This window comes from Amycolatopsis sp. NPDC104819 (assembly GCF_055583145.1).
The window spans coordinates 349,705-373,656 of record NZ_JBVJON010000007.1 but is presented as its reverse complement, the minus strand read 5'-3'; the positions used below and the strand labels follow the sequence as shown (position 1 = coordinate 373,656).

4 protein-coding genes and 1 pseudogene are annotated in these 23,952 nt (G+C 72.7%); 3 read left to right on the top strand and 2 right to left on the bottom strand.

Going from position 1 to position 23,952, the window contains the following annotated elements; genetic code table 11:
- Nucleotides 1-3: 3 nt before the first annotated feature.
- The 3 genes and pseudogenes from ACZ63E_RS24240 (at nt 4) to ACZ63E_RS24230 (ending at nt 17,686) form a co-directional block, all read left to right on the top strand.
- The gene (locus ACZ63E_RS24240) at nt 4-10,470 is read left to right on the top strand and encodes an SDR family NAD(P)-dependent oxidoreductase (RefSeq protein WP_465338388.1); all 10,467 of its coding nucleotides are present in this window, start codon (nt 4-6) and stop codon (nt 10,468-10,470) included.
- Nucleotides 10,471-10,484: 14 nt separating this feature from the next.
- Nucleotides 10,485-16,406, top strand: a pseudogene (locus ACZ63E_RS24235) (SDR family NAD(P)-dependent oxidoreductase); the annotation flags it as partial.
- Nucleotides 16,407-16,459: 53 nt separating this feature from the next.
- A complete protein-coding gene (locus tag ACZ63E_RS24230) occupies nt 16,460-17,686 on the top strand; it encodes an HNH endonuclease signature motif containing protein (RefSeq protein ID WP_465338387.1) in 1,227 nt (408 codons plus the stop codon).
- Nucleotides 17,687-18,745: 1,059 nt separating this feature from the next.
- On the opposite strand, the gene ACZ63E_RS24225 is transcribed toward ACZ63E_RS24230, so the two are convergent.
- Nucleotides 18,746-21,475 (bottom strand): helix-turn-helix transcriptional regulator, encoded by a 2,730-nt coding sequence (locus ACZ63E_RS24225; protein WP_465338386.1) that lies wholly within the window; start codon nt 21,473-21,475, stop codon nt 18,746-18,748.
- A 1,151-nt stretch (nt 21,476-22,626) separates the two neighbouring features.
- Nucleotides 22,627-23,874 carry a nucleotide sugar dehydrogenase gene (locus ACZ63E_RS24220; RefSeq protein ID WP_465338385.1) on the bottom strand — a complete coding sequence of 416 codons (1,248 nt, stop codon included), beginning with the start codon at nt 23,872-23,874 and terminating at the stop codon, nt 22,627-22,629.
- Between the last annotated feature and the right edge of the window lie 78 nt (nt 23,875-23,952).

The window sequence follows — 23,952 nt, the reverse complement described above, 5'->3', positions numbered from 1 at the left end:
GCGGTGGCGAACGAAGACAAGTACCTCGAATACCTCAAGCGCGCCACGGCGGACCTGCGCGAAACCCGGCGCCGCCTGCGCGAGGTCGAGGAGGCGAGCCGCGAGCCGATCGCGATCGTCGGGATGGCCTGCCGCTTCCCCGGCGGGGTGCGCACGCCCGAGCAGCTCTGGCGGATCGTCGCCGACGGCGTCGACGCGGTCGGCGAGTTCCCCGCCGACCGCGGCTGGGACCTCGCCGAGCTCCACGACCCGACGATGACCCGGCCGGGCACGAGCTACCTCAAGACCGGCGGGTTCCTCGACGACGTCGCCGACTTCGACCCCGCGCTGTTCGGCATCTCGCCGCGTGAGGCCCTGGCGATGGACCCGCAGCAGCGGCTGCTGCTGGAGACGTCGTGGGAGGCCCTCGAGCGCGCCGGGATCGACCCGACGTCGTTGCGCGGCAGCCGGACCGGGGTGTTCGCCGGGATGATGTACCACGACTACCACACGCGGCTGGGCCGGCTGTCCGAGGAGCTGGAGAACTTCCTCGGCAACGGCAACTCCGGCGCGGTCGCCGCGGGGCGCGTCTCCTACACCTTCGGGCTGGAGGGCCCGGCGCTGACCGCGGACACCGCGTGCTCGTCGTCGCTGGTGACGCTGCACCTGGCCGTCCAGGCCCTGCGCAACGGCGAATGCTCGCTGGCCCTCGCCGGTGGCGTCGCGATGATGGCCATCCCCGAGCCGTACATCCAGTTCAGCCGCCAGCGCGCGCTCGCCAAGGACGGCCGTTGCAAGGCGTTCGCGGACGCCGCCGACGGCACCGGCCTGTCCGAGGGCGCCGGGATGCTGCTGCTGGAGAAGCTGTCCGACGCGCAGCGCAACGGCCACCCGGTGCTCGCGGTCATCCGCGGCTCCGCGGTCAACCAGGACGGCGCGAGCAGCGGCCTCACCGCCCCGAACGGCCCGTCGCAGCAGCGGGTCATCCGGCAGGCGCTCGCCGGCGCCGGACTGTCCACTTCGGACGTCGACACCGTCGAGGGCCACGGCACCGGCACGTCGCTCGGCGACCCGATCGAGGCGCAGGCGCTGCTCGCCACCTACGGCCGGGACCGCGAGGAGCCGCTGTACCTCGGCTCGCTCAAGTCGAACCTCGGGCACACCCAGGCCGCGGCCGGGGTCGGCGGGATCATCAAGATGGTCCTGGCCATGCGCCACGACGTCCTGCCGGCCACCCTGCACGTCGACGCGCCGTCGTCCAAAGTGGACTGGACGGCGGGGGCCGTCGAGCTGCTCACCGAGGCGCGCGAGTGGCCGCGCGGGGAGAAGCCGCGGCGCGCCGGGATTTCGTCCTTCGGCATCAGCGGTACGAACGCGCACGTCATCATCGAGGAGCCGCCCGCCGCGGAACCCGTCGAACGTGCGGCGCAGACACATCCCCACACGCCGTGGGTGCTCTCGGGCAAGACCGCCGACGCCCTGCGTGCCCAGGCCCGCCAGCTCGCCGACCACCTGGGTCCGGACATCGACCCGGCCGCGGCCGCCGCAACGCTGTTCACCGGCCGCGCCCGGCTCGAACACCGCGCGGTGGTGCTGGCCGAGGCCGGTTCGCTGCCGCTCGACGCGCTGGCCGCGATCGCCGAGGGCGCCCAGTCGCCGGACGTCGTCACCGGCACCGGCACGGACGGCGCCCTCGCCGTCCTGTTCTCCGGCCAGGGTTCACAGCGCCCGGGCATGGGCCGCGAGCTGTACGGCACGTTCGACGTCTTCACGCAGGCCTTCGACGAGACGTGCGCGGCGCTGGACGAACACACCCGGATCCCGGTCAAGTCCCTGGTGTTCGCCGAGCCGGACAGCCCGGAAGCCGAGCTGCTGTACCAGACCGAGCACACCCAGCCCGCGCTGTTCGCGATCGAGGTCGCCCTCTACCGGCTGCTGGAGTCGTTCGGGGTCCGCCCGGACTTCCTGGTCGGCCACTCGATCGGCGAGCTGACCGCCGCGCACGTCGCCGGGGTGCTCTCACTGGCCGACGCGGCCGGGCTGGTCGTCAAGCGTGCCCAGCTCATGCAGACCCTCCCGGCCACCGGCGCGATGGCGACCCTGGCCGCGACGCCGGAAGAGCTCGGACAGCTGCCCGAAGGTGTCTCCGTCGCCGCGATCAACAGCCCGGACTCGCTCGTGATCTCCGGGGACCGCGACGCCGTCACCACGATCGCCGAGGAGTGGAAGGCGCGCGGGCGCAAGGCCAAGGCGCTCAAGGTCAGCCACGCCTTCCACTCGCCGCACACCGAGGCGATCCTGCCCGCGTTCCGCGAGTACGCGGCCACGCTGACCTTCCACGAGCCGCGCGTCCCGATCGTCTCCGACGTCACCGGGCAGCTCGCCACGGCCGAGCAGCTGGCCGACCCGGAGTACTGGACGCGGCACATCCGCGAGGCCGTCCGGTTCGGGCCCGCCGTCGAGACGCTGGCCGCGCACGGGGTCACCGGGTACCTCGAGGTCGGCCCCGACACGACCCTGACGACGCTCGCCGGGCACACCCTCGGCGCGGGTGACCACGCGGCCGCGGCGATGCTGCACCCCGGCAAGCCCGAGGAACGCAGTGTGCTCGCCGCACTGTCCACTTTGTACGCGCGCACCGCGGTCAAGCCCGACCTGAGCGCGTGGCTCCCGGCCCGGGACACGGCCGCGCTGCCGACGTATGCCTTCCAGCACAAGCGCTTCTGGCTGGACGCGACGGACACGAGCGGCAACGTCGCGACCGCCGGGCTCGGCGCCGCCGGGCACCCGCTGCTTGGCGCGGCCACCGGGCTCGCGGGCGGGGACGGCTTCCTGTTCACCGGCCGCCTCTCGACGGCGACGTCACCCTGGCTCGCCGAGCACGTGGTGCTGGGCAGCGTCCTGCTCCCGGCGACGGCGTACGTCGACATCGCGCTGCACACCGGTTCCCACGTCGGCGCGGACCAGCTCGCCGAGCTGACCCTCGCCGCGCCGCTGGTGATCCCGGCCGACGGCGCGGTGCGGCTGCAGGTGTTCGCCGGCCCGGCCGACGACCAGGGCCGCCGCGAGCTGACTGTGCACTCCCGCGACGAGCGCGCGGACGACGACGAGCCGTGGCAGCTGCACGCCACCGGCCTGCTCGCCACTGGTGTCCCGGCCCAGCCGGAAACCCTGGTGTGGCCGCCGAAGGACGCCACCGCCGTCGACGTCTCCGAGCTGTACACCGGGCTCGCCGGCGCCGGGCTCGACTACGGGCCCGCGTTCAGCATCGTGCGCGCCGCGTGGCGCCGCGGCGACGAGATCTTCACCGAGGTCACCCTGCCCGAGGACCACCACGACGAGGCCGCGGCCTTCGGCCTGCACCCGGCCCTGCTCGACGCCGCCCTGCACGGCATCGCGCTCTTCGCCGAAGACGGTGCCGCGCCGGAGCTGCCGTTCGCCTGGCAGACCGTCGCCCTGCACGCCGTCGGCGCCACCGAACTTCGTGTGCACCTGGTCCGCGGAGACGGCACGGTGGCCGTCGAGGTCTTCGACGGCGCCGGCACGCCGGTGCTGGCCGCGGAGTCCCTGCGGACGCGTGCCGCGGAACGGCCCCAGGCCCGTGCGGAGTCGGTGTACCAGGTCGACTGGACCGTCCTCGACCCCGCCGAGGCGCCGAAGCCGGAGCGGATCGGGGTTCTCGGCGCCGACCAGATCGGCCTGCCCGCGGCCGTGCGCTACCTCGACGTCTCGGCCGTGGCCGCCGCGCAGGAGCTGCCGGAGGTCGTGTTCGCCGCGCTGTGCCAGCACGGTTCCGGTGACCTCGCGGCCGACACGCACACCGCGGCCGAGCAGGCGCTGACCCTGGTGCGGTCGTGGCTGGCGGACGCCCGCCTCGAAGCCGTCACGCTCGTCCTGGTCACCCGGGGCGCGGTCGCGACCGGCGACGAGGACGTGCCCGACCTCGCCCACGCCCCGGTGTGGGGCCTGGTGCGGTCCGCGCAGTCGGAGCACCCCGGCCGGTTCGTGCTGCTGGACACCGACGGGCCCGTCGCGGCGGACCCGGTGTTCGCCGCGCTGGCCGCGGGCGAACCGCAGCTGGCCCTGCGCGGTGACCGCGTGCTCGCCCCGCGCCTGACCACCGCGCATCTGTCCACTGTGGACGCACCGGTGTTCTCTCCGGACAGCACGGTCCTGATCACCGGCGGCACCGGCGGGCTCGGCTCGGCCGTGGCCCGGCACGTGGCCGCGTCCGGCGCGCGGCTCGTCCTGCTGTCCCGCCGTGGCCTCGACGCCCCCGGCGCGGCGGAGCTGCGGGACGAGCTGGGCGCCGACATCGTCGCCGCCGACGTCACCGACCGCGCCGCCCTGGCGGACGTCCTGAGCCGCTTCGCCGTCACCGGGGTCGTCCACACGGCCGGGGTGCTCGAAGACGGCCTCGTCGACAGCCTGACCCCCGAGCAGCTGCACCGGGTCCTGGCCGCCAAGGTCGACGCCGCCATGCACCTGCACGAGCTGACGACGGACCTCGAGCAGTTCGTGCTGTTCTCCTCGGCGTCGGGTGTGCTCGGCAGCCCCGGCCAGGCCAACTACGCCGCCGCCAACACCTTCCTCGACGCCCTCGCGCAGCACCGCCGCGCGAACGGCCAGGCCGCGCACTCGCTGGCCTGGGGTTCCTGGGAGCACACCGCGGCCGGCATGACCACCGAGCTGACCGACGCCGACCGCGAGCGGCTCCAGCGCTCCGGTGTCACCGAGCTGAGTGTCACCGAGGGCCTGCGGTTGTTCGACCTGACCTGCGCCACCGACCGCGCGCTGCTGGTGCCGATCCGCCTGGACCGCGCCGCGCTGGCCGCGGTGCCGGACCTGCCGCCGCTGCTCCGCGGCCTGGTGCGCATGCCGCGCCGTCGTGCCGCGCAGGCCGTTCCCCAGACCGCGACCGGCGGGTTCACCTCGGTCGAAGGGCTGTCCGAGCTGGTCCGCGGCCAGGTCGCCGCCGTGCTCGGCCACGACTCCGCCGCCGACGTCGAGGAGCACAGCGCGTTCAGCGAGCTCGGGTTCGACTCGCTCACCGCGGTCGAGCTGCGCAACCAGCTCGCCGCCGCGACCGGGCTGCGGCTGCCGGCCACGCTGATCTTCGACTACCCGAACCCGAAGGCCCTGGCCGCGCACCTCGCGGCCGAGCTGCTCGGCGCCGACGCCGCCGTGACCGCGGTGACCGGCACGAAGGCGGCCGCCGACGACCCGATCGCCGTGGTCTCGATGGCCTGCCGGTTCCCCGGCGGGGTCAGCTCGCCCGAAGGGCTGTGGGACCTGGTCAGCACCGGCGCCGACGCGATCGGCGACTTCCCGAGCGACCGCGGCTGGGACCTCGACGGCCTCTACGACCCGGACCCGGACCGCCCGGGCAAGCTCTACACCACCCGCGGCGGTTTCCTGTACGACGCCGGGGACTTCGACGCCGAGTTCTTCGGCATCTCCCCGCGCGAGGCACTGGCCACCGACCCGCAGCAGCGCCTGCTGCTGGAGACGTCGTGGGAGGCCATCGAGCGCGCGGGCATCAACCCGCGGTCCCTGCGCGGCAGCCAGACCGGCGTGTTCGCCGGGGTCATGGGCGCCACCTACGGCACCGGCATCGGCGACATCCCCGACGAGGTCGAAGGCCACCTGAGCACCGGCGCGGCGGGCAGTGTCGTCTCCGGGCGCGTCTCCTACACGTTCGGTCTCGAAGGCCCGTCGATGAGCATCGACACGGCGTGTTCGTCCTCGCTGGTCGCGCTGCACCTCGCCGCGCAGGCCCTGAGCTCGGGGGAGTGCTCGCTCGCGCTGGCCGCCGGGGTGCACGTCACGCCGACCCCGGACGCGTTCGTGTTCTTCAGCCGGCAGCGCGCGCTCGCCGCCGACGGCCGCTGCAAGGCCTTCTCCGAGGAAGCCGACGGGTTCGGCGCCGCGGAAGGCGTCGGTGTGGTGGTGCTCGAACGGCTTTCCGAGGCGCGGCGGCACGGGCACCCGGTGCTCGCCGTCCTGCGTGGCTCGGCGGTCAACCAGGACGGCGCGTCGAACGGGCTCTCCGCGCCCAACGGGCCCTCCCAGCAGCGGGTGATCCGCCAGGCGCTGGCCAACGCCGGACTGTCCACTTCGGACGTCGACACGGTCGAGGCGCACGGCACTGGCACCCCGCTGGGTGACCCGATCGAAGTCCAGGCACTGCAGGCCACCTACGGCGCCGACCGTGCCGAGGACCGGCCGCTGTGGCTGGGCTCGCTGAAGTCGAACATCGGCCACGCCCAAGGCGCGGCCGGCATCGGGGGCGTGATCAAGATGGTGCAGGCGCTGCGCACCGGCGTCCTGCCGAAGACACTGCACGCCGAGACGCCGTCGGAGAAGATCGAGTGGGACGGCGGTGGCGTGCGGCTGCTGCAGGAGTCCCAGCCGTGGCCCGAGACCGGCGCGCCGCGACGGGCCGCCGTGTCGTCGTTCGGGATCAGCGGCACCAACGCGCACGTCGTCCTGGAGCAGGCTCCGGAAGCCGCCGTCACCACGGCTGGTGCCGCACCGGTCGTGCCCGTGCTGCTTTCCGGCAAGACGCCGGAAGCCTTGCGGGGGCAGGCTTCCCGGCTGCACGACCAGCTCCTGGCCGACCCGGACCTGGCCCTGGCGGACCTCGGCCACTCCCTGGCGGCGGGCCGCACGGCGTTCGCCCACCGGGGCGCGGTGGTCGCAGCGGACCGCGACGAGCTCCTCACCGGGCTGGCCGGGCTGGCCGCGGGCGAGGACGAGAACGTCGTCGTCGGCAGCGGTTCGGGGTCGGACCGGGTGCTCATGGTCTTCCCGGGCCAGGGGGCGCAGTGGGTCCACATGGGACTCGAGCTCGCCGGGCACGAACCGGTTTTCGCCGCCCGGCTGCGGGAGTGCGACCAGGCGCTGGGCGAGTTCGTCGACTGGTCGCTGTTCGACGTGCTCGCCGACGAGGCCGCGCTCGAGCGGATGGACGTCGTACAGCCGGCGCTGTGGGCCGTGATGGTCTCCCTGGCCGAGCTGTGGCGCTCCTACGGCGTGGTCCCGGCCGGGGTGGTCGGCCACTCGCAGGGGGAGATCGCCGCGGCCACCGTGTCGGGCGCGCTGTCCCTGCAGGACGGCGCCCGGGTTGTCGCCCTCCGCGCCAAGGCGTTGCTTTCGCTGGAAGGTGTCGGCGGGATGGCTTCGGTGCTGTTGACGCCGGAACAGGCGGCCGAAGCGATCGAGCCGTGGGGCCTGACGGTCGCCGTGGTCAACGGGCCGTCCCAGGTCATCGTCGCCGGGGACACCGAGGCGCTGGACGGCTTCGGCGCGGCCTGTGAGCGGGACGGCGTCCGCTACCGCCGGGTCAACGTCGGTTTTGCGTCGCACCACCCGAGCGTCGGGCAGTGCGAAGCCGAGATCACCGAGGCACTGCGGCCGGTCCGCCCGGCGGGCACCGACCTCCCGTTCTTCTCCTCGACCCGCGGCGAGGCGATCGACACCGCGCTGCTGACCGGGGACTACTGGTTCGAGAACACCCTCAACCCGGTCCAGTTCCACACGACGGTGCTCGCCGCGCTGGCCCAGGGCTTCACGCACCTGGTGGAGGTCAGCCCGCACCCGGTGCTCGGCGGCCCGCTGGAAGACGCGGCGGCCACGGCCGGGCGTCCGGTCCCGGTGCTGGGCACGCTGCACCGCGACGGCGGCCAGCGCCGGTTCCTCACCTCGGCGGCCGCGCTGCACGCCCACCACGGCTCCGTCGACTGGTCGGCGTTCTTCACCCGCAGCGGCGCGCGGCAGATCCCGTTGCCCACCTACGCCTTCCAGCGTCGCCGCTACTGGCTGACGCCGGCGCCGGGCCAGGCCACCGGCCACACCGCCGGGCTCAACCGCGGCGGCCACCCGATCCTGACCGGCGTCACCGACCTGCCCGAGAGCGGCACCCACCTGTTCACCGGGCAGCTGTCGCTCGGCAGCCACCCGTGGCTGGCCGACCACGCGGTCAACGGCGACCCGCTGCTGCCGGGCACGGCCCTGCTCGACCTCGCGCTGCACGCGGGGTCGCGCACCGGCCGTCCGCACGTCGCCGAGCTGACGCTGCAGAGCCCGCTGATGCTGCCCGCGCGCGGCGCGGTCCAGCTGCAGGTGACCGTCGGCGCGGGTGGCGAGCTCGACATCCACTCCCGCGGTGCCGACGAGGACAGCCAGGGCCCGTGGCTGCGGCACGCGACCGGCCTGCTCACCGAGACGGCTCCCGCGGCGGACTTCACGCTCACGGCGTGGCCGCCGGCGGGCGCCGAGGAGATCGACCTCGACGGCCTCTACGAGGAGCTCGCCGGGAGCGGGTTCACCTACGGCCCGGCGTTCCGGGGCCTGCGGGCCGCCTGGCGCGACGGCGACGACGTCTACGCCGAGGTCGAGCTGCCCGAGCCGGTCAGCGAAGGCGCCGCGGCCTTCGGCGTGCACCCGGCCCTGCTGGACGCCGTGCTGCACGCGATGTCACTCGGCGAGTTCGTCACCCCGAGCGAGGACCCGGACGTGATCCGGCTGCCGTTCTCGTGGGGCGGGGTGAGCCTGCACGCGACCGGCGCGACCACACTGCGCGCCCGGCTTTCCCCCGCGGCGAAGAACATCGTCGCGGTGCACCTCGCCGACCCGGCCGGGGCGCCGGTCGCCGCGATCGAGGCCGTCGAGTCCGCGGAGGTGGACACGCGGCAGCTCGGCGCGTCCGCCGTCACCGCGAACGACACGCTGTTCGGCCTGGACTGGACGCCGGTCGGCCTGCCCGCCGCGGCCGCCGAGGGCGTCGCCCTGCTCGGGGTGGACCACCACGGTGCCGGCGCGGTCTTCCCCTCGGCCGGCGATTCCGCCGAGGTCGTCCTGGCCGCGCCGCAGTCCGTCGGCGCGGCGCTGGACCTCCTGCAGAGCTGGCTCGCCGACGACCGCGAGGAGCGGCTGGTGCTGCTGACCGCCCTGGCCGCCGGCCCGGACGTCACCGACCTCACGACCGCGGGGATCTGGGGCCTGACGCGGTCCGCGCTGTCCGAGCACGGCGACCGGTTCGCGCTGGTCGACCTGGACGGCAGTGCGGAGTCCCTGGCCGCGCTGCCCGCGGCGATCCGCAGCAGCGAGCCGGAGCTGTTGCTGCGCAAGGGTTCCGCGCTGGCTCCGCGGCTGACGCGGACGCCGGAAGCGGTCGCGGCGCCGCGGCCGTTCGATCCGGACGGCACCGTGCTGGTCACCGGCGGCACCGGGGTCCTCGGCTCGCTCGTCGCCCGGCACCTGGTGGCGTCGGGCGCCCGGCACCTGCTGCTCACCTCCCGGTCCGGGGCCACCGCGCCGGGCGCGGAGGAGCTGCGGGCCGAGCTGACCGCGCTCGGGGCGTCGGTGACGCTGGCCGCGTGCGACACGGCCGACCGCGACGCGCTGTCGGCGGTGCTGGACGGGGTGCCCGGCGACCACCCGCTGACCGCGGTGATCCACACCGCCGGGGTGCTCGACGACGCCGTCGTCACCAACCTGACCCACGAGCAGCTCGAGCGTGTCCTGCGCCCGAAGGCCACCGCGGCCTGGAACCTGCACGAGTTGACGAAGGACGCCGACCTGGCCGAGTTCGTCCTGTTCTCCTCGGCCGGCGGTGTCTTCGGCGCGCCCGGCCAGGCGAACTACGCGGCGGCCAACACCTTCCTCGACGCGCTCGCGCAGTACCGCGTCGCGCAGGGCCTCCCGGCCTGCTCGCTGGCGTGGGGCCTCTGGGCGGACACGAGTGTGCTCACCGAGGACCTCAGCGCGGCCGACCGGGCGCGGCTGGGCGCCGGGCTGAGCGCGTCGGAAGGGCTCGCGCTGTTCGACACGGCCCGCGCCCACGGCGCGGCGGTGCTGGTGCCGGCCAAGCTCGACCTGGCCGGGCTGCGCGCCCGGTCCGCCGGGGTCCCGCCGCTGCTGCGCGGGGTCGTCCGCGCGACGACGTCCCTGCGGACGGCCGCGGCGGCGTCGGCGGCTTCCGCGGACGCGCTGCGGCAGCGGCTCACGCCGATGACCGGCGCCGAGCGTGAGCAGGTCCTGCGTGACCTGGTGCTCACCGAGGTCGGCAAGGTGCTCGGCTTCGCGGTGGGCACGCCGGTCGACCCGGCCCGGGCGTTCACCGAGCTCGGGTTCGACTCGCTGACCGCGGTGGACCTGCGCAACCGCCTCGGCGCGGCGACCGGCATCCGGCTGCCCGCGACGCTCGTCTTCGACTACCCGACAGCGAACGCGCTGGTCGAGTACCTCGACGGCGAGCTGGCCCCGGCCGAGCCCGCGGCGCCGCCGGTGCTCGCCGAGCTCGACCGGCTGGAGGCCACGCTCACCGGGGTCGAGGGCGACGTGCGCGAGCAGGTCCGCGACCGGCTGGCGGCGCTGCTCGGCGCCTGGGACGAAGACCGGCCCGGTGACGACGTCGCCGACCGGATCTCCGCGGCCAGCGACGACGAAATGTTCGAGTTCATCGGCAAGGAACTGGGGATCTCCTGATGACCACGACCGAGGACAAGCTCCGGCACTTCCTCAAGCAGGTGACCACCGAGCTGCACCAGACCCGGCAGCGGCTGGCCAAGGCCGAGGAGGAGGCCGCCGACCCGGTGGTGATCGTCGGGATGGCCTGCCGGTTCCCCGGCGGGGTCGACTCGCCGGAAGCGTTGTGGCGGCTGGTTTCCGACGGCGTCGACGCGGTGGGCGAGTTCCCCGCCGACCGCGGCTGGGACCTCGAGAGCCTCTACGACCCGGACGGCGCCGACGCGTCGTACACGCGGCACGGCGGGTTCCTCGACGGCGCCGCGGAGTTCGACGCGGGCCTGTTCGGCATCTCTCCGCACGAGGCGCTGGGCATGGACCCGCAGCAGCGGCTGCTGCTGGAGACGTCGTGGGAAGCGCTGGAGCACGGCGGCATCAACCCGCTGTCGCTGCGGCGCGCCAAGGTCGGGGTGTTCGTCGGGCTGATGAACAGCAGTTACGCCAGCGGCGCCACGGAAATCCCGGCGGAGACCGAAGCGCACGCGGCGCTCGGCAACTCCACCAGCATCGCGTCGGGCCGCATCTCCTACACCTTCGGCCTCGAAGGGCCTTCGGTCAGCGTCGACACGGCGTGCTCGTCGTCGCTGGTCACGCTGCACCTCGCCGCGCAGGCGCTGCGCAACGGCGAGTGCTCGCTGGCGCTGGCCGGCGGCGCCACCGTCGTCGCCCAGCCGGACGCGTTCATCAGCTTCAGCCAGCAGAAGGCCCTGTCTCGCGACGGCCGGTGCCGCGCGTTCGCCGAGGAGGCCGACGGGTTCGGCATGGCCGAAGGCGCCGGGATGCTGGTGCTGGAAAGGCTTTCCGAGGCGCGGCGGCTCGGGCACCCGGTGCTCGCGGTCGTCCGAGGCTCGGCGGTGAACTCCGACGGCGCGTCCAACGGCCTGACCGCGCCGAACGGCCCTTCGCAGCAGCGGGTGATCCGGGAGGCTCTCGCCGCCGCCGGACTGTCCACTTCGGACGTCGACGCGGTGGAGGCGCACGGCACCGGGACGTCGCTCGGCGACCCGATCGAGGCACAGGCGCTGTTCGCCACCTACGGCCGGGATCGTCCGGCCGACCGGCCGCTGCTGCTCGGCTCGCTGAAGTCGAACATCGGGCACTCCCAGGCCGCGGCCGGCGTCGGCGGGATCATCAAGATGGTGCAGGCGCTGCGGGCCGGCGTGGTGCCGCGGACGCTGCACTCCGCGAACCCGTCGTCCCATGTGGACTGGAGCTCGGGCGCGGTGGCGCTGGTGCCGGAGAACGTGCCGTGGCCGGAGACCGGCCGCCCGCGGCGCGCCGCCGTGTCGTCGTTCGGGATCAGCGGCACGAACGCGCACGTCATCCTGGAGCAGGCCGAGCCCTTCGTTGTGGAGTCGCCGGAAGGCGCGTTCCCGCTGGTCCTGTCGGGCAAGACGGCGTCCGCGCTGCGGGACCAGGCCGCCGCTCTGCGTGATTCTCTCGCGTCGGGGTTCAACCGGACCGACGTCGCCCGCACCCTCGCTTCCGGCCGCGCCGCGCTCGCCCACCGCGCGGCCGTGGTCGGCTCGGACGTCCTCGCCGGCCTCGACGCGCTGGCCGAGGACCGGCCGAGCGACCTGGTCGTCACCGGGGTGACCCGGTCGCCGGGCAAGGTGGCGTTCGTCTTCCCGGGCCAGGGTTCGCAGTGGCCCGCGATGGCTCGTGCGCTGCTCGAGTCGGCGCCCGCGTTCGCCGACGCGGCCGAGGAGTGCGCGAAGGCGTTCGACGCGCACCTCGACTGGTCCGTGCTGGCGGTGCTGCGCGAAGAGCCCGGCGCGCCCGAGCTGAACCGCATCGACGTGATCCAGCCGGTGCTGTTCACGGTGATGGTGTCGCTGGCGGAGCTGTGGCGCGTCCACGGTGTCCAGCCGGCGGCGGTCGTCGGGCACTCGCAGGGTGAGGTCGCCGCCGCGTACGTCGCCGGTGGCCTGGACCTCGACGACGCGGCGCTGATCGTCGCGGCGCGCAGCAAGGTCTCGGCGCGGCTGTCCGGGCACGGCGCGATGGCGACGGTGGCGCTCAGCCAGGAGCAGCTCACGCCGCGCCTTTCGCCGTGGGGCGACCGGCTGTCGGTCGCGACGGTCAACAGCGCGTCCTCCTGCGGCGTCTCCGGCGAGCCCGAGGCGCTGACGGAGTTCCTCGCGGCGTGCGAGACCGACGGTGTCTGGGCGAAGCGGGTGCCCGGCCTGGACACCGCGGCCCACTCCGCGCAGGTCGACGCCCTGCGCGACGACCTGCTGCACGACCTGGCGGGGATCAAGCCCCGCCGGTCGACAATCCCGATGTACTCGACGGTGACCGGTTCGGCGCAGGACACGGCAAGTTTTGACGCGGAGTACTGGTACCGGAACCTGCGCCAGCCGGTGCTGTACCAACCGGCGGTCGCGGCGCTGGCCGAGGACCGGCACACGGTGTTCGTCGAGTGCAGCCCGCACCCGGTGATCGTGCTGCCGACCCGCCAGACCCTGGAAGGCACGGACGCGGCAGTGGTCGGCTCGTTGCGCCGCTCCGACGGCGGCCTGCCGCGCTTCTTCGCCGCACTGGCCGAGGCGCACGTGCACGGCGCGGTGGTGGACTGGGCGGGCGTGATCGGCGGCGGCTTCACCGACCTCCCGACGTACCGTTTCCAGCGACAGCGCTACTGGCTGGACACGCTCCGCACGGCAGCAGGCGACGTCTCGGTGGCCGGCCTCACGGCGACGGGCCACCCACTGCTGGGCGCGGCGGTGCCACTCCCGGAGTCGGACGCGGTGCGGTACACGGGCCGCGTCTCGTTGGCCACGCACCCGTGGCTGGCGGACCACGCGGCGATGGACGCGGTGCTCCTGCCGGGCACGGCGTTTGTCGAGATGGCCGTGTCTGCGGGTGCCGAGTGGGGCTACGGGACGCTGGCCGACCTCACTTTGGCGGCGCCGCTGCCGCTGTCTTCTTCGGTGCAGCTGCACCTCGCGCTGGGCCCGGCGGGGGACACGCGCTCGGTGGACGTCTATTCGCGGACCGACGAGGGTTCGTGGACGTTGCACGCGACGGGTTCGCTGGCACCGACGTCTCCGCCGGTGGCTTCGGTGGGGCCGTGGCCGCCCGCGGATGCCGCGCCGGTGGATCTCGAGCACATCTATGCGGAGCTGTCGGCGATCGGGCTGGTTTACGGGCCTTCGTTCCAGGGCCTGCGTGCCGCTTGGCGGCGGGGCGAGGACGTTTTTGCCGAGGTCGAGCTGGAGTCCGGTCCGGAGGGGTTCACGCTGAGTCCCGCGTTGATGGACGCTTCGTTGCATGGGGCGTTGCTGGGCGGGTTGCTGGGTAACGGACGCCCGGGTCTGCCGTTTTCCTTCACGGGGGCGCGAGTGTCGGCGTCTTCGGCGACTTCGTTGCGGGTGCGGCTGTCGCCGGGTCCGTCGGGGATGCGGTTGGAGGCGGTGGATTCCGCTGGTGAGCCGGTGTTCTCGGTGGACGCGGTGCAGACGCGGGACCTGCCGTCGGCGGGTCTTGAGCCGCTGTATCGGGTTGATTGGACGCCGGTTGCGGTGTCGGAGTCCACTGTGGATGTTGCGCTGCTGGGTCCGGACCGCTTCGGCCTGGTGTCGGATCCGCCCGGCCTCGCGCTCTGCGCCGCCCTGACCAGTCCGCTCGGCCTGGACCTCCCAGTCATCGAGTCCCGGGCTTCCGCCCCCGCGATCGTCCTGACCACAGTGGACGATTCCGGCCCAGACCTCCCCACGGCAGCCGGAAACGCCGCCCGCTCCACCCTCGACCTCATCCAACGCTGGCTGGCCGAAGCCCCCACCACCAGCAAACTGGTCGTCGTCACCCGCGGGGTCGCCGCGGCAACCGCGCGCGGCCTACTGCGCTCGGCGTCCGCGGAAGAACCCGGCCGCTTCGCCCTGATTGACCTCGACGAAACCCCCGAATCCCTCGCTCTCCTCCCGGCCGCTCTGGCCATCGGCGAACCCGAGCTGGCCCTGCGCGAAGGCGTCGCCCTCGCACCTCGGCTGGCAAAAACCCTGCCTTCCGAAGGAATCCGTCCCCTCGACCCCGAAGGCACGGTCCTGATCACCGGCGGCACAGGCGCGGTGGGCGCACTGCTGGCCCGTCACCTCGTCACGGCATACGGCATCCGCAACCTCCTCCTGCTCAGCCGCCGCGGCCCCGAGGCCCCGGGCGCCGACGCCCTCGCGGCCAACCTCGCCGAGCTCGGCGCCACGGTCACGATCGCAGCCTGCGACACCGCCGACCGCACCCGCCTCGCCGAAGTCCTGCGTACGATCCCGGCGGCGCACCCGCTCACCGCCGTGGTGCACTCCGCGGTCGTCCTCGACGACGGCCTGGTCAGCAGTCTCACCCCGGACCGGCTCGAGCGCGTGCTGCGCGCGAAGGTCGACGCGGCAGTGGCCCTCCACGACCTGACCGCCGACCTGGATCTGGCGGCGTTCGTGCTGTTCTCGTCCGCGGCGGGCGTCTTCGGCAACCCGGGCCAGGGCGCGTACGCGGCGGCGAACGTCTTCCTCGACGCCTTCGCCGAACACCGCCGCGCCCAAGGACTTCCGGCGCACTCGATGGCCTGGGGCCTGTGGGAGGAACGCGGCGAGTCGACGGCCACGGTGTCCGGCGGCGGCCTCTCCACCGAGTCGGGCCTCGCGTTGTTCGACGCGGCACTCGCCGGCGACGAGGTCCTCACGGTGCCGATCCGCCTGGACGTCCCCGCCGTCCTGCGCGCCCAAGACGGTGACGTGCCGCCCCTGCTGCGCGGCCTCGTACGCGCGCCCGCTCGGCGTAAGACGAGCTCCGCGTCGCAGTTCCGCACGCGAATCGCCGCCGCGGACCCAGCGGAGGCCGAGAAGCTCCTGGTCGACCTGGTGCGCGGCCACCTCGCCGACGTCCTCGGCCACGAGGACACCACCGAAATCGCGGCAGGCGCGCGGTTCCTCGAGCTGGGCGTCGACTCGCTGACCGGCGTCGAACTGCGCAACCGCATCAACAGCGCCACCGGGCTCACGTTGCCCGCGACGCTGGTGTTCGAGCAGCCGACCGTCCTCGACGTCGCCCAGGCGGTGGCGTCGGCATTGAGCGACACGCCGCAGCCGACCCCCGAACCGGCGGGCCTGTTCGGCCCGATGCTGGCGGAGGCGGGCCGAACGGGCCGTTTCGGCGAGTTCGTCGAGCTCCTGGCGCGCGCGGCCCGGTTCCGCCCGACGTTCGAGGAGGGCGCGCGCCCCGACGGCGTCGACGTCGTCCGCCTGGCCAAGGGCGGCGCGGGGACCGAGCTGATCTGCGTGCCGTCCGTGCTGGCGATGTCCGGGCCGCAGGAGTACGCGCGGTTCGCGGCGGCGCTGCGCGACTTGCGGGACACGTCGGTCCTGACGCTGCCCGGTTACCACGCGGGCGAGCTGCTGCCGACGTCGATTCCGGCGCTGGTGTCGGTCCTGGCCGAAGTGTTGCTGCGGCACACGGAAGGCCGCCCGTTCGCGTTGGCGGCGCATTCGTCGGGCGGTCCGGTGGCGCACGAACTGGCGCGTCTGCTGGCGTCTCGCGGCGCGGCGCCGCGGGGAGTGGCGCTTCTGGACACGTATCTGCAGAGCGCGGACGTCCTGGCCGACGTCCAGGGTGAGCTGGCGGGGGAGATGTCCGGCGCCGCAGTCGGCGACGCCCGCCTGACGGCGATGGGCGGCTACCTGGAGATCTTCGACGGCTGGGTGCCATCTTCGCTTCCGACGCCGACTCTCCTGCTGCGAGCGTCATCCCCGCTGCCGTCGTGGTCCGACCGCCCGGACTGGCAGGCGACGTGGGACCTCCCGTCGTCCATTGTGGACACGCCGGGTGACCACTTCTCGATGATGCGCGAGCACGCGTCTTCCACGGCCCGGAGCGTGCACGACTGGCTGGCGGTTCTCCAGCCCTGACTTCACCTGATCGAGTGGTGAACTTGTGTTCGAAGCTCGGTAACGTCGAAGCCATGGACAGACACCTGTGGCAAGCCGACGCGGAGGCCCTCGCCGACCGCGTCGGTTTGCTGCTGTCCCGAATTCGCGCCACGGAAGCGGAACTCGGGGCGGTGCTGACGGAGATCGCGGATCGCGGTGTCATGGACTTGTACGGATACCGTTCCCTGACCCGCTGGCTCGAGCACATGGCCGACATCCCCCGCCGCGCGGCGGACAAACTCGTCAAACGCGCGCAGGTCCTGAACCCGTCACACCACCTGGACGGCACGGTCGAGCCTGCATTGGCCCCGGCGACGGGCGAAGCAGCCCGCGCGGGCAAACTGAGCGACGCGACGATCGACGCGATCACCGAGACGTTGCGTCAGATCCCACCCGAGGAACGCGAGCAGGCAGAGCACCAGCTCCTGAACCTGGCGGACCAGGCCGGCCCGGCCCAAGTCGCGGCCGCCGGCCACCGCATCATCGCCCACCTTGAACCGGACGGCCCAGAACCGGACGTCACCGAGCCACCCACGCCCGACCGCGAGTTGACGTTTCGCCGCAAGAGAACCGGAGTATGGGAGCTCAAGGGCAGGTTCGACGACGAGACCGGCACCCGAGCCAACGCACTGCTGGATTCCCTGTCCGAGCGCCGCACCTCCGAAGACGGTCCCGACCTCCGCAGCCCAGCCGAGCGACTGGGCGACGCATTCTCCGACGCGGTGGACCTGGCCCTGAACTCACCGGCGCTGCCCACCCAGGCAGGCGAACGAGCACACGTGATGGTCGCGGTGTCCTTGGAGAACCTGAAATCCGGCACAGGCAAGGCAACCTTAGGCGACACAGCGGAGATCACCGCGGCAGAGGCAAGAGTCCACGCATGCGACGCAATGGTGATCCCAGCAGTACTCGGCGGCAAGAACGAACCCCTGAACTTGGGCCGCCTACGCCGCCTGATCTCAGCTGGCTTGCGCCGGGCGTTGTACCTCCGAGACCGCGGCTGCGCTTTCCCGGGATGCCACCGCCCGCCCCGCCACTGCCAGGGCCACCACATAAAGCGCTGGTCCGAAGGCGGCCCAACGGACCTGACGAACACGGTCCTCCTGTGCGGCCACCACCACCGCCTGCTGCATCGCTCGGGCTGGAAGGTCCGCCTGGCACCAGACGGCCAACCGGAGTTCATCCCACCCCAGTACCTAGACCCAAGCCGAAGACCCAGGCGCAACAACCTGCACCCACCACTACCCTTCGCCGCCTAGACAAAGGACACCCACGGTCCGACCCCCACAACGGCAGAGGGCACTTCCACCTCCCCGCCGCGCCGGCCACCCACCCCGACGCGAAGTAGCTCTCAGACCCGCGGTCACGTCTCAACCACCGCGCCACAGCGCTGGAATGTCACCCACGATCCAGCCGGAACCCTTGCCCAGCCGCGGAGTAGCCCCGACCCGCAGCCAGCCCGGCTGCGCGCCAGCCGCCATGCCCGCGGTGGCAAGAGATCCGAAGCGCAACCGGAACCTGCCCCCAACGCGGAGTGGCCCCGGACCTGCGGCCACCGCGGCTGCGCGCCAGCCGCCACGCCCTGCGATGGCAGGAGAGCCGAAGGCGCAACCGAAACCCTGCCCGCCGCGGAGCAACCCCGACCCGCGGCCACCGCGGCTGCGCGCCAACTGCCATGCCTGCGGCGGGCATGTTGTCACTGGCCACCTCCACTGGCGCGGAGTAGCTCTCAGACCCGCAGTCACCGCGGCTGCGCGCCAGCCCCCACGCCCACAGCGGCGGGACAGCCGGGCACGCCACTCACGATGCGACCGACATCCCAGCACTGGCGCGCGGGTAGCTCTCGGAGCCGCAGCCATGGCGTGCCTGGCCGCGGCTCTCTGCGGAACCGCCTTCGGCGCGGCTCGCAGCTGACCCACGGGAAGCCACCTGGCGCCGCTCGTCCCGGTTCCGGCCCAGCGTAGGCGGATTACGCGAGTTTGTTCCGCACGCCCACCAGCCGGGGCCGCCGACAGCAAAGCGGCAGCCCTCAAGGAACCGCCGCATGCCTTCGCAGCAGGAAGCTACCTCGCGCCGCTCGAGGTGCGGCGTGGCCAGACCGCCTGGTTCGTTCCACACGGCCCCGCCAGCCGCATCGCTGGTGGCGAGTCGACGGCAAAGCGGCGGTCCCAACGGAACCGCCGCCTCACCTCTCACCAAGCAACCTGCCCCTGCTCGGTCCGCTAGCCGGACCACGGAAAGCCACAGCAAGCGACCACACCCGAGCGGCAGAAGCCGCGGCTCCCAACAAACCGAGAACCGCGACCCCACCAACCCTCCTACCAGGAAGCCACCTCATGCCGCGGCATCTGCTCCATCTCCCCGGCATGCGACAGCCACCGATGCCCACTCGGCAGCTCAGTCCGCCGATTGATGTTCAGCTTCCGGTACACCCGGGTCAAATGCTGCTCCACAGTCGAAACAGTGATGTACAGCTTCCGCCCGATCTCCCGGTTCGTGTGCCCCAGCGAGGCCAGCGAAGCCACCCGCTGCTCCGCCGCGCTCAACGTCGACGGGCTCAGCTCCTCAGCCACCTGCTCGGTCACCGCCGGCGCCCCGGCCGGCGTCAAACTCCGCCACAACGGGTCCGCGCCGCACGACTTCGCCAGCTGGACCGCTCGGCGCTGGGCTGTGCGGGCCCGGTTGTAGTCACCCAACATCTGCGCGCACTCGCTGAGCGCCGCGAACACGTGGGCCAGCTCGTACCGGTCGTCGCACGTCTGGAGCTGCTCGGCCGCCCTGCGGAGCATCGGGAGGCGCTCCTTGAACTCGCTCACCTCCGCCAGCGCGCGCAGGCACACCGCGTGCGCGCGGACGCGCTCGTCGCCACACCGCTCGAGCTGGTCGCGCAGGAGCTTGCGGGCCTGGTCCGCGTGGCCGAGGCGGGCGTGCGCCTTGGCCGCGCTGAGGCGCCACGGCACCAGCTCCGGGTGGTCGATCTCCCAGCGGACGGCCAACGTCCGGACCGTCGCGAAGTCCTCGAGCGCCGCGTGCAGGCGGTCCGTGGCCAGGTAGTGGTTGCCGCGGGCCATCAGGTACTGGAGCCAGAACGCCGTGCGGCGCAGGCCCGGCGGGATGTCCCGCTTGAGCTCGGCCGCCGCCTCCTCGTACCGGCCCATCCGGGTCAGCGCGTCCACCAGGTGCGCCAGCGGCAGGCCGATCAGCGTGCCCCAGCTCTGCGCCGGCAGGATCGTCAACGCCTCCCGCGCGCACCGCTCCGCCGCGTGCAGGTCGCCGAGGCGCAGGGCTACTCCCGCCTTCACGTCGGTGATCACCGCGCGCAGGGTCGGGGACGTCTGCACCGCCTTCATCCGCAGGAGCTCTTCGCACCAGCGGTCCGCGCGGTGCGGCTCGCCGGCCAGGAGCAGCGCCTGCAGGGCCGCGACGACCTCCTCCAGCTGCGGGACCTCGATCAGCCAGCAGCTCTCCAGCACCTGCTCGGCCGCCGCCAGTGCCTCGTCGCGGTACTTCGACGACAGCGCGAGCGTGAGCGCCTGGCCCGAGCACGCGCCGTCGTACGCGGTCGTGCCGCGGTCGCGACGGCGTTCGCCCGCCACCTCCGGGTACCACACCCGCACCCACTGGCTGTCCGCGAAACACTCCGCCTCGGGCCGGCCCAGCACCGTCGCGGCGCGGTCGAGCCGGCCGTGCCAGAGCAGCGAGTAGACGTAGTCGGCCGTGTGCTGCGTGCTCAGGTGCCCCTGGTCGAACGAGTCGCCGAGGGGGCCGAGCCGCATCGCCGCCGCCGCGGGGTTGGTCCGGTTCTGGATCTGGACCAGCCGGGCGGTGAACGCGGCCGCCTCGCGCGGGCCCATGTCCTCCTGCTTCGGCAGCGTCAGGCACGCCACCGCGACCTCGGCCCGGTTCTCCCGCAGCGCTTCCTGCGCCGCGTTCCACAGCACCGGCAGCGCCCACGGCTCGGCCGCCCCGCCGCGCAGCAGGTAGTCCGCGACGACGGTGTCGGGCTTGCCCTGCTGGTGCAGCCGCCGGGCGACCTCGAGGTTCAACGCCCGCGCTTCCGCTTCGGGCAGCTCGGCCCGGACGGCCTTCGCGGCCCGCTCGTGGCGGAACCGGTGGTGCTCGATCAGGCCGCTGTGCTCCAGCATCGCCAGCGCCGCGGCCACCTTGGCCTGGTCGAGCCGCAGGACCTGCGCGAGGTCCTCCTCGTCACCGTGGCCGTCGAGGACCGCCACCGCCCGGGCCGTCCGCACGAGGTGCGCCGGGCTGCGGTGCAGGCAGCTCAGCACCGCGTGCTCGTACGCGATGCCGATGGTCGGCTCCGCCGCGCCCGCCGACTCGCAGTCGTCGGCCAGTGCGTGCGTGAGCAGCGGGTTGCCGCCGGTGAGGCGGTGGCACGCCGCGGCCAGCCGGCCGGCCGTCGCCGCGTCCAGCCGCTCCGCCAGCACCTGCGCGACCCCGCCGACCGACAGCGGGGGCACGGTCAGGTGCCGCGCGTGCGGCTGCCGGATGATCTCCGAGTGCAGCCGCGACCGGGCCGGCCGGGCACTCGCGCTCTCGGCCAGGATCATCAGGACGCGGGAGACGCCGATGCGGTGCTGGATGTAGAGCAGCGTGCGCAGCGACGCCCGGTCGGCGAACTGCATGTCGTCGACCACGATCACCAGCGGCCGCTCCTTGGACAGCTCCAGCAGCGCCACGCAGATGCCGTGCGCGATCCGCGCGTCGAAGCGCAGGCCGTTGTTCGTGTCCGAGTCCGCCGCGGAGCCCATGATCCGGTGGGCCTGCGTGACGGTCTCGGGCGGGAGCAGCGGGTTGCCGAACAGCTGGTCCAGCATCCCCAGGTGCACGTCTTCTTCCGCGAACGAGCCGCACGCGCTCAGCACGAGCGCTCCCGAGTCGCCGGCCCGTTCGGAGAACCGGCGCAGCAGGCTGGTCTTGCCGCTGGCCACGCCGCCGGTCAGGAGTGCGACGACCCCGTTGCCGCGACGGCTTTCGTCGAGGAGCTCGATCAGACTGTCTAGTACCTTTTCCCGTTCCACCAAAGCCATGTGCCTATCACCCCAGTGATGTTCCCCGCCGAAGGTGTGTGACCACCCCAGTGACAACCTTCGGCGTAGCTTGCTATCCCCAGTTACTTGCTGTGACGAAGAGCGTCTCACCATCAAGGAAGAACTCTTCGACAAAAACAAACGTAGTCGCCTCGGCACGGGTTGACCAGCGCAGGTGGAGGCGGGGGTGTGTTCGGTCCATCACCGTCGGAGGTGGCTTTACCCAGGATGAAAAGCGTTCGTTTTCCGCTGTTCCCGGCGAGCGGATCGCTCCCCTCAATCACCCGAACGAGTGAAAAAGCGGCTTCGGAGCGTCAGTTGGGCCCGATTTTTGACCGTTGGTGGCAGTGCCGTCACGCAGGGATGCGGAATGCACGACCGGGGCAGGGCGGACGAATGGGGTAAATCGGGCGCGCCGTCGGAATCGATCGAGGGTCTAACTCGTTCGGCCTAAACTGACGCGCTCCGTGGTCGAAGGACCTGTCGAACACTACCCAGAGTGTCTGCGACCAAAGGGGGAGACGCGGCGGCCACCACGGCTCAGGCCGGTTTTTGGAGATGATCTCCAGGTCGGAGCGACTCCGGGACGTCACGGTCGGGGACAGAACCTTGACCAGGAGTGAGATGCCGTCACCCGATCGGACTAGAACTGGGCTCCACCTCGCGTCGCGGCCGCCTTCCGGGGTCTCCACCCCGGACAACCTTGGTTCAGGTGACCCGGATCCCCGGCCGAACCGCGGTAGTAGGGGTCGAGTAGGGGTGTCGGCCCGCACGGGCACCCCTGAACCGGGCAAAACGACCGGCGGGGCGCGACGGTGGATTTTGGCTCTCCACCCCGGGAGAAGGGGGAGCGGCGGCCTTTTCGGTGACGACTGCCCTCGCGGTGTCACGGCCGGAGCCGGAAACGAGAACAGCGGGAAAAGGGTGCGGGAATTCGGCGCGGCCCACTGACCGGGAACACGTCTACCTGCCGCCCGACAGAAACTTCACACGAGCCCGGCCGGCGGCGCCGTACCACGACGTCAATCGTCCTGGGGCCACAATTTCGCCGCGGGTTGAACAACCGTGGGGGCGGAAACACGCACCCGGGAACGCGAAAAGCCGCCTTGGACAGCGTCGGACGCTGTCAAGGCGGCTCTCGGGGAGAGGAACTACAGGCTGGTCACCGTCGTGACGCCGGTGGCGGCCCCGGTCGTGTCGAAGAGCCGGGCCGCGCCGCCCAGCACCTCGGCGGTGTACTCGCGGTGCGGCTGGAGCAGCACGACCAGATCGGCGGCGGCCAGCGCCGCGTCCAGCTCCGGCACGCACTGCAGACCGCCGAACACGTCGATGTACGGGTCGTGGAACGCCACATCGGCGCCGCGGTCGAGGAACTGCCGGATGATCGGCGCGGCCGGCGTCTCCCGGGTGTCGGCGACGTCCGGCTTGTAGGTGACACCCAGCACGAGGACCTTCGCCCCGTCGACGGCGATGGAGTTGTCCTCGAGGTGCTTGCAGACGCGGTCCGCCACCCACAGCGGCATGCCCTTGTTCACATCGTTCGCCGTCTCCGCCATCTTGAACCGGAGCCCGAGCGTGGTGGCGTGGTGCACCAGGTACAGCGGGTCGGCCGGGATGCAGTGGCCGCCGACGCCCGGGCCCGGCCAGAACACCTTGAAGCCGTAGGGCTTCGTGGCCGCGGCGCGGATCGTGTCCCAGACGTCGAGCTCCATGCTGTGGCACAGCTGCGCGAACTCGTTCACCAGCGCGATGTTCACCTGGCGGAACGTGTTCTCCAGGATCTTGGCCGCCTCGGCCTCGCGCATGCCCTTGGTCAGGTGCACGAGGGTGACACCCCGGTAGAAGTCCGCCGCACGGTCGCGCGAGGCGTCGGTCAGGCCGCCGACGAGCCGGGGGGTGTTGCTCAGGTCGAACTTGGCGTTACCCGGGTCGATCCGCTCGGGCGAGTACGCGAGGTCGAAGTCGACGCCGGCCAGCAGGCCCGACTCCTCCAGGATGGGCAGCAGCAGCGCGTCGGTGGTGCCCGGGTAGGTCGTGGACTCCACGATCACCAGCTGGCCCGGCTTCAGGTGGTCCCGCACGGTGGCGACCGCGGACTCCAGCGGCACCAGGTCGGGCTGGTCGTCCTCGCGGACCGGGGTCGGGGCGCACACGACGACGACGTCGGCCTCGGCGAGCACGGACGGGTCGAGCGTGGCGCTGAGGTTCCCGGCCACCTCGGCCAGGTCGCTGTCGAGCACCGTGTCGACCGGCGACCGCAGCGCGTTGACGGCTTCGACGCGCTCGGCGCTGATGTCGAAACCGACAACCTGACGGCCGAGGCGCGCCTGCGCGACGGCCAAGGGCAGACCGGTGTACCCGATCCCCAGAATTACGATATGCCGATCGGTGTCAGCCATGGCGATATCCTCGGATTCTCAGTTGGTTTGTTTCGGCGGGCGGATTACTGTGCCGATCGCGACCGATCCGACCGCAGT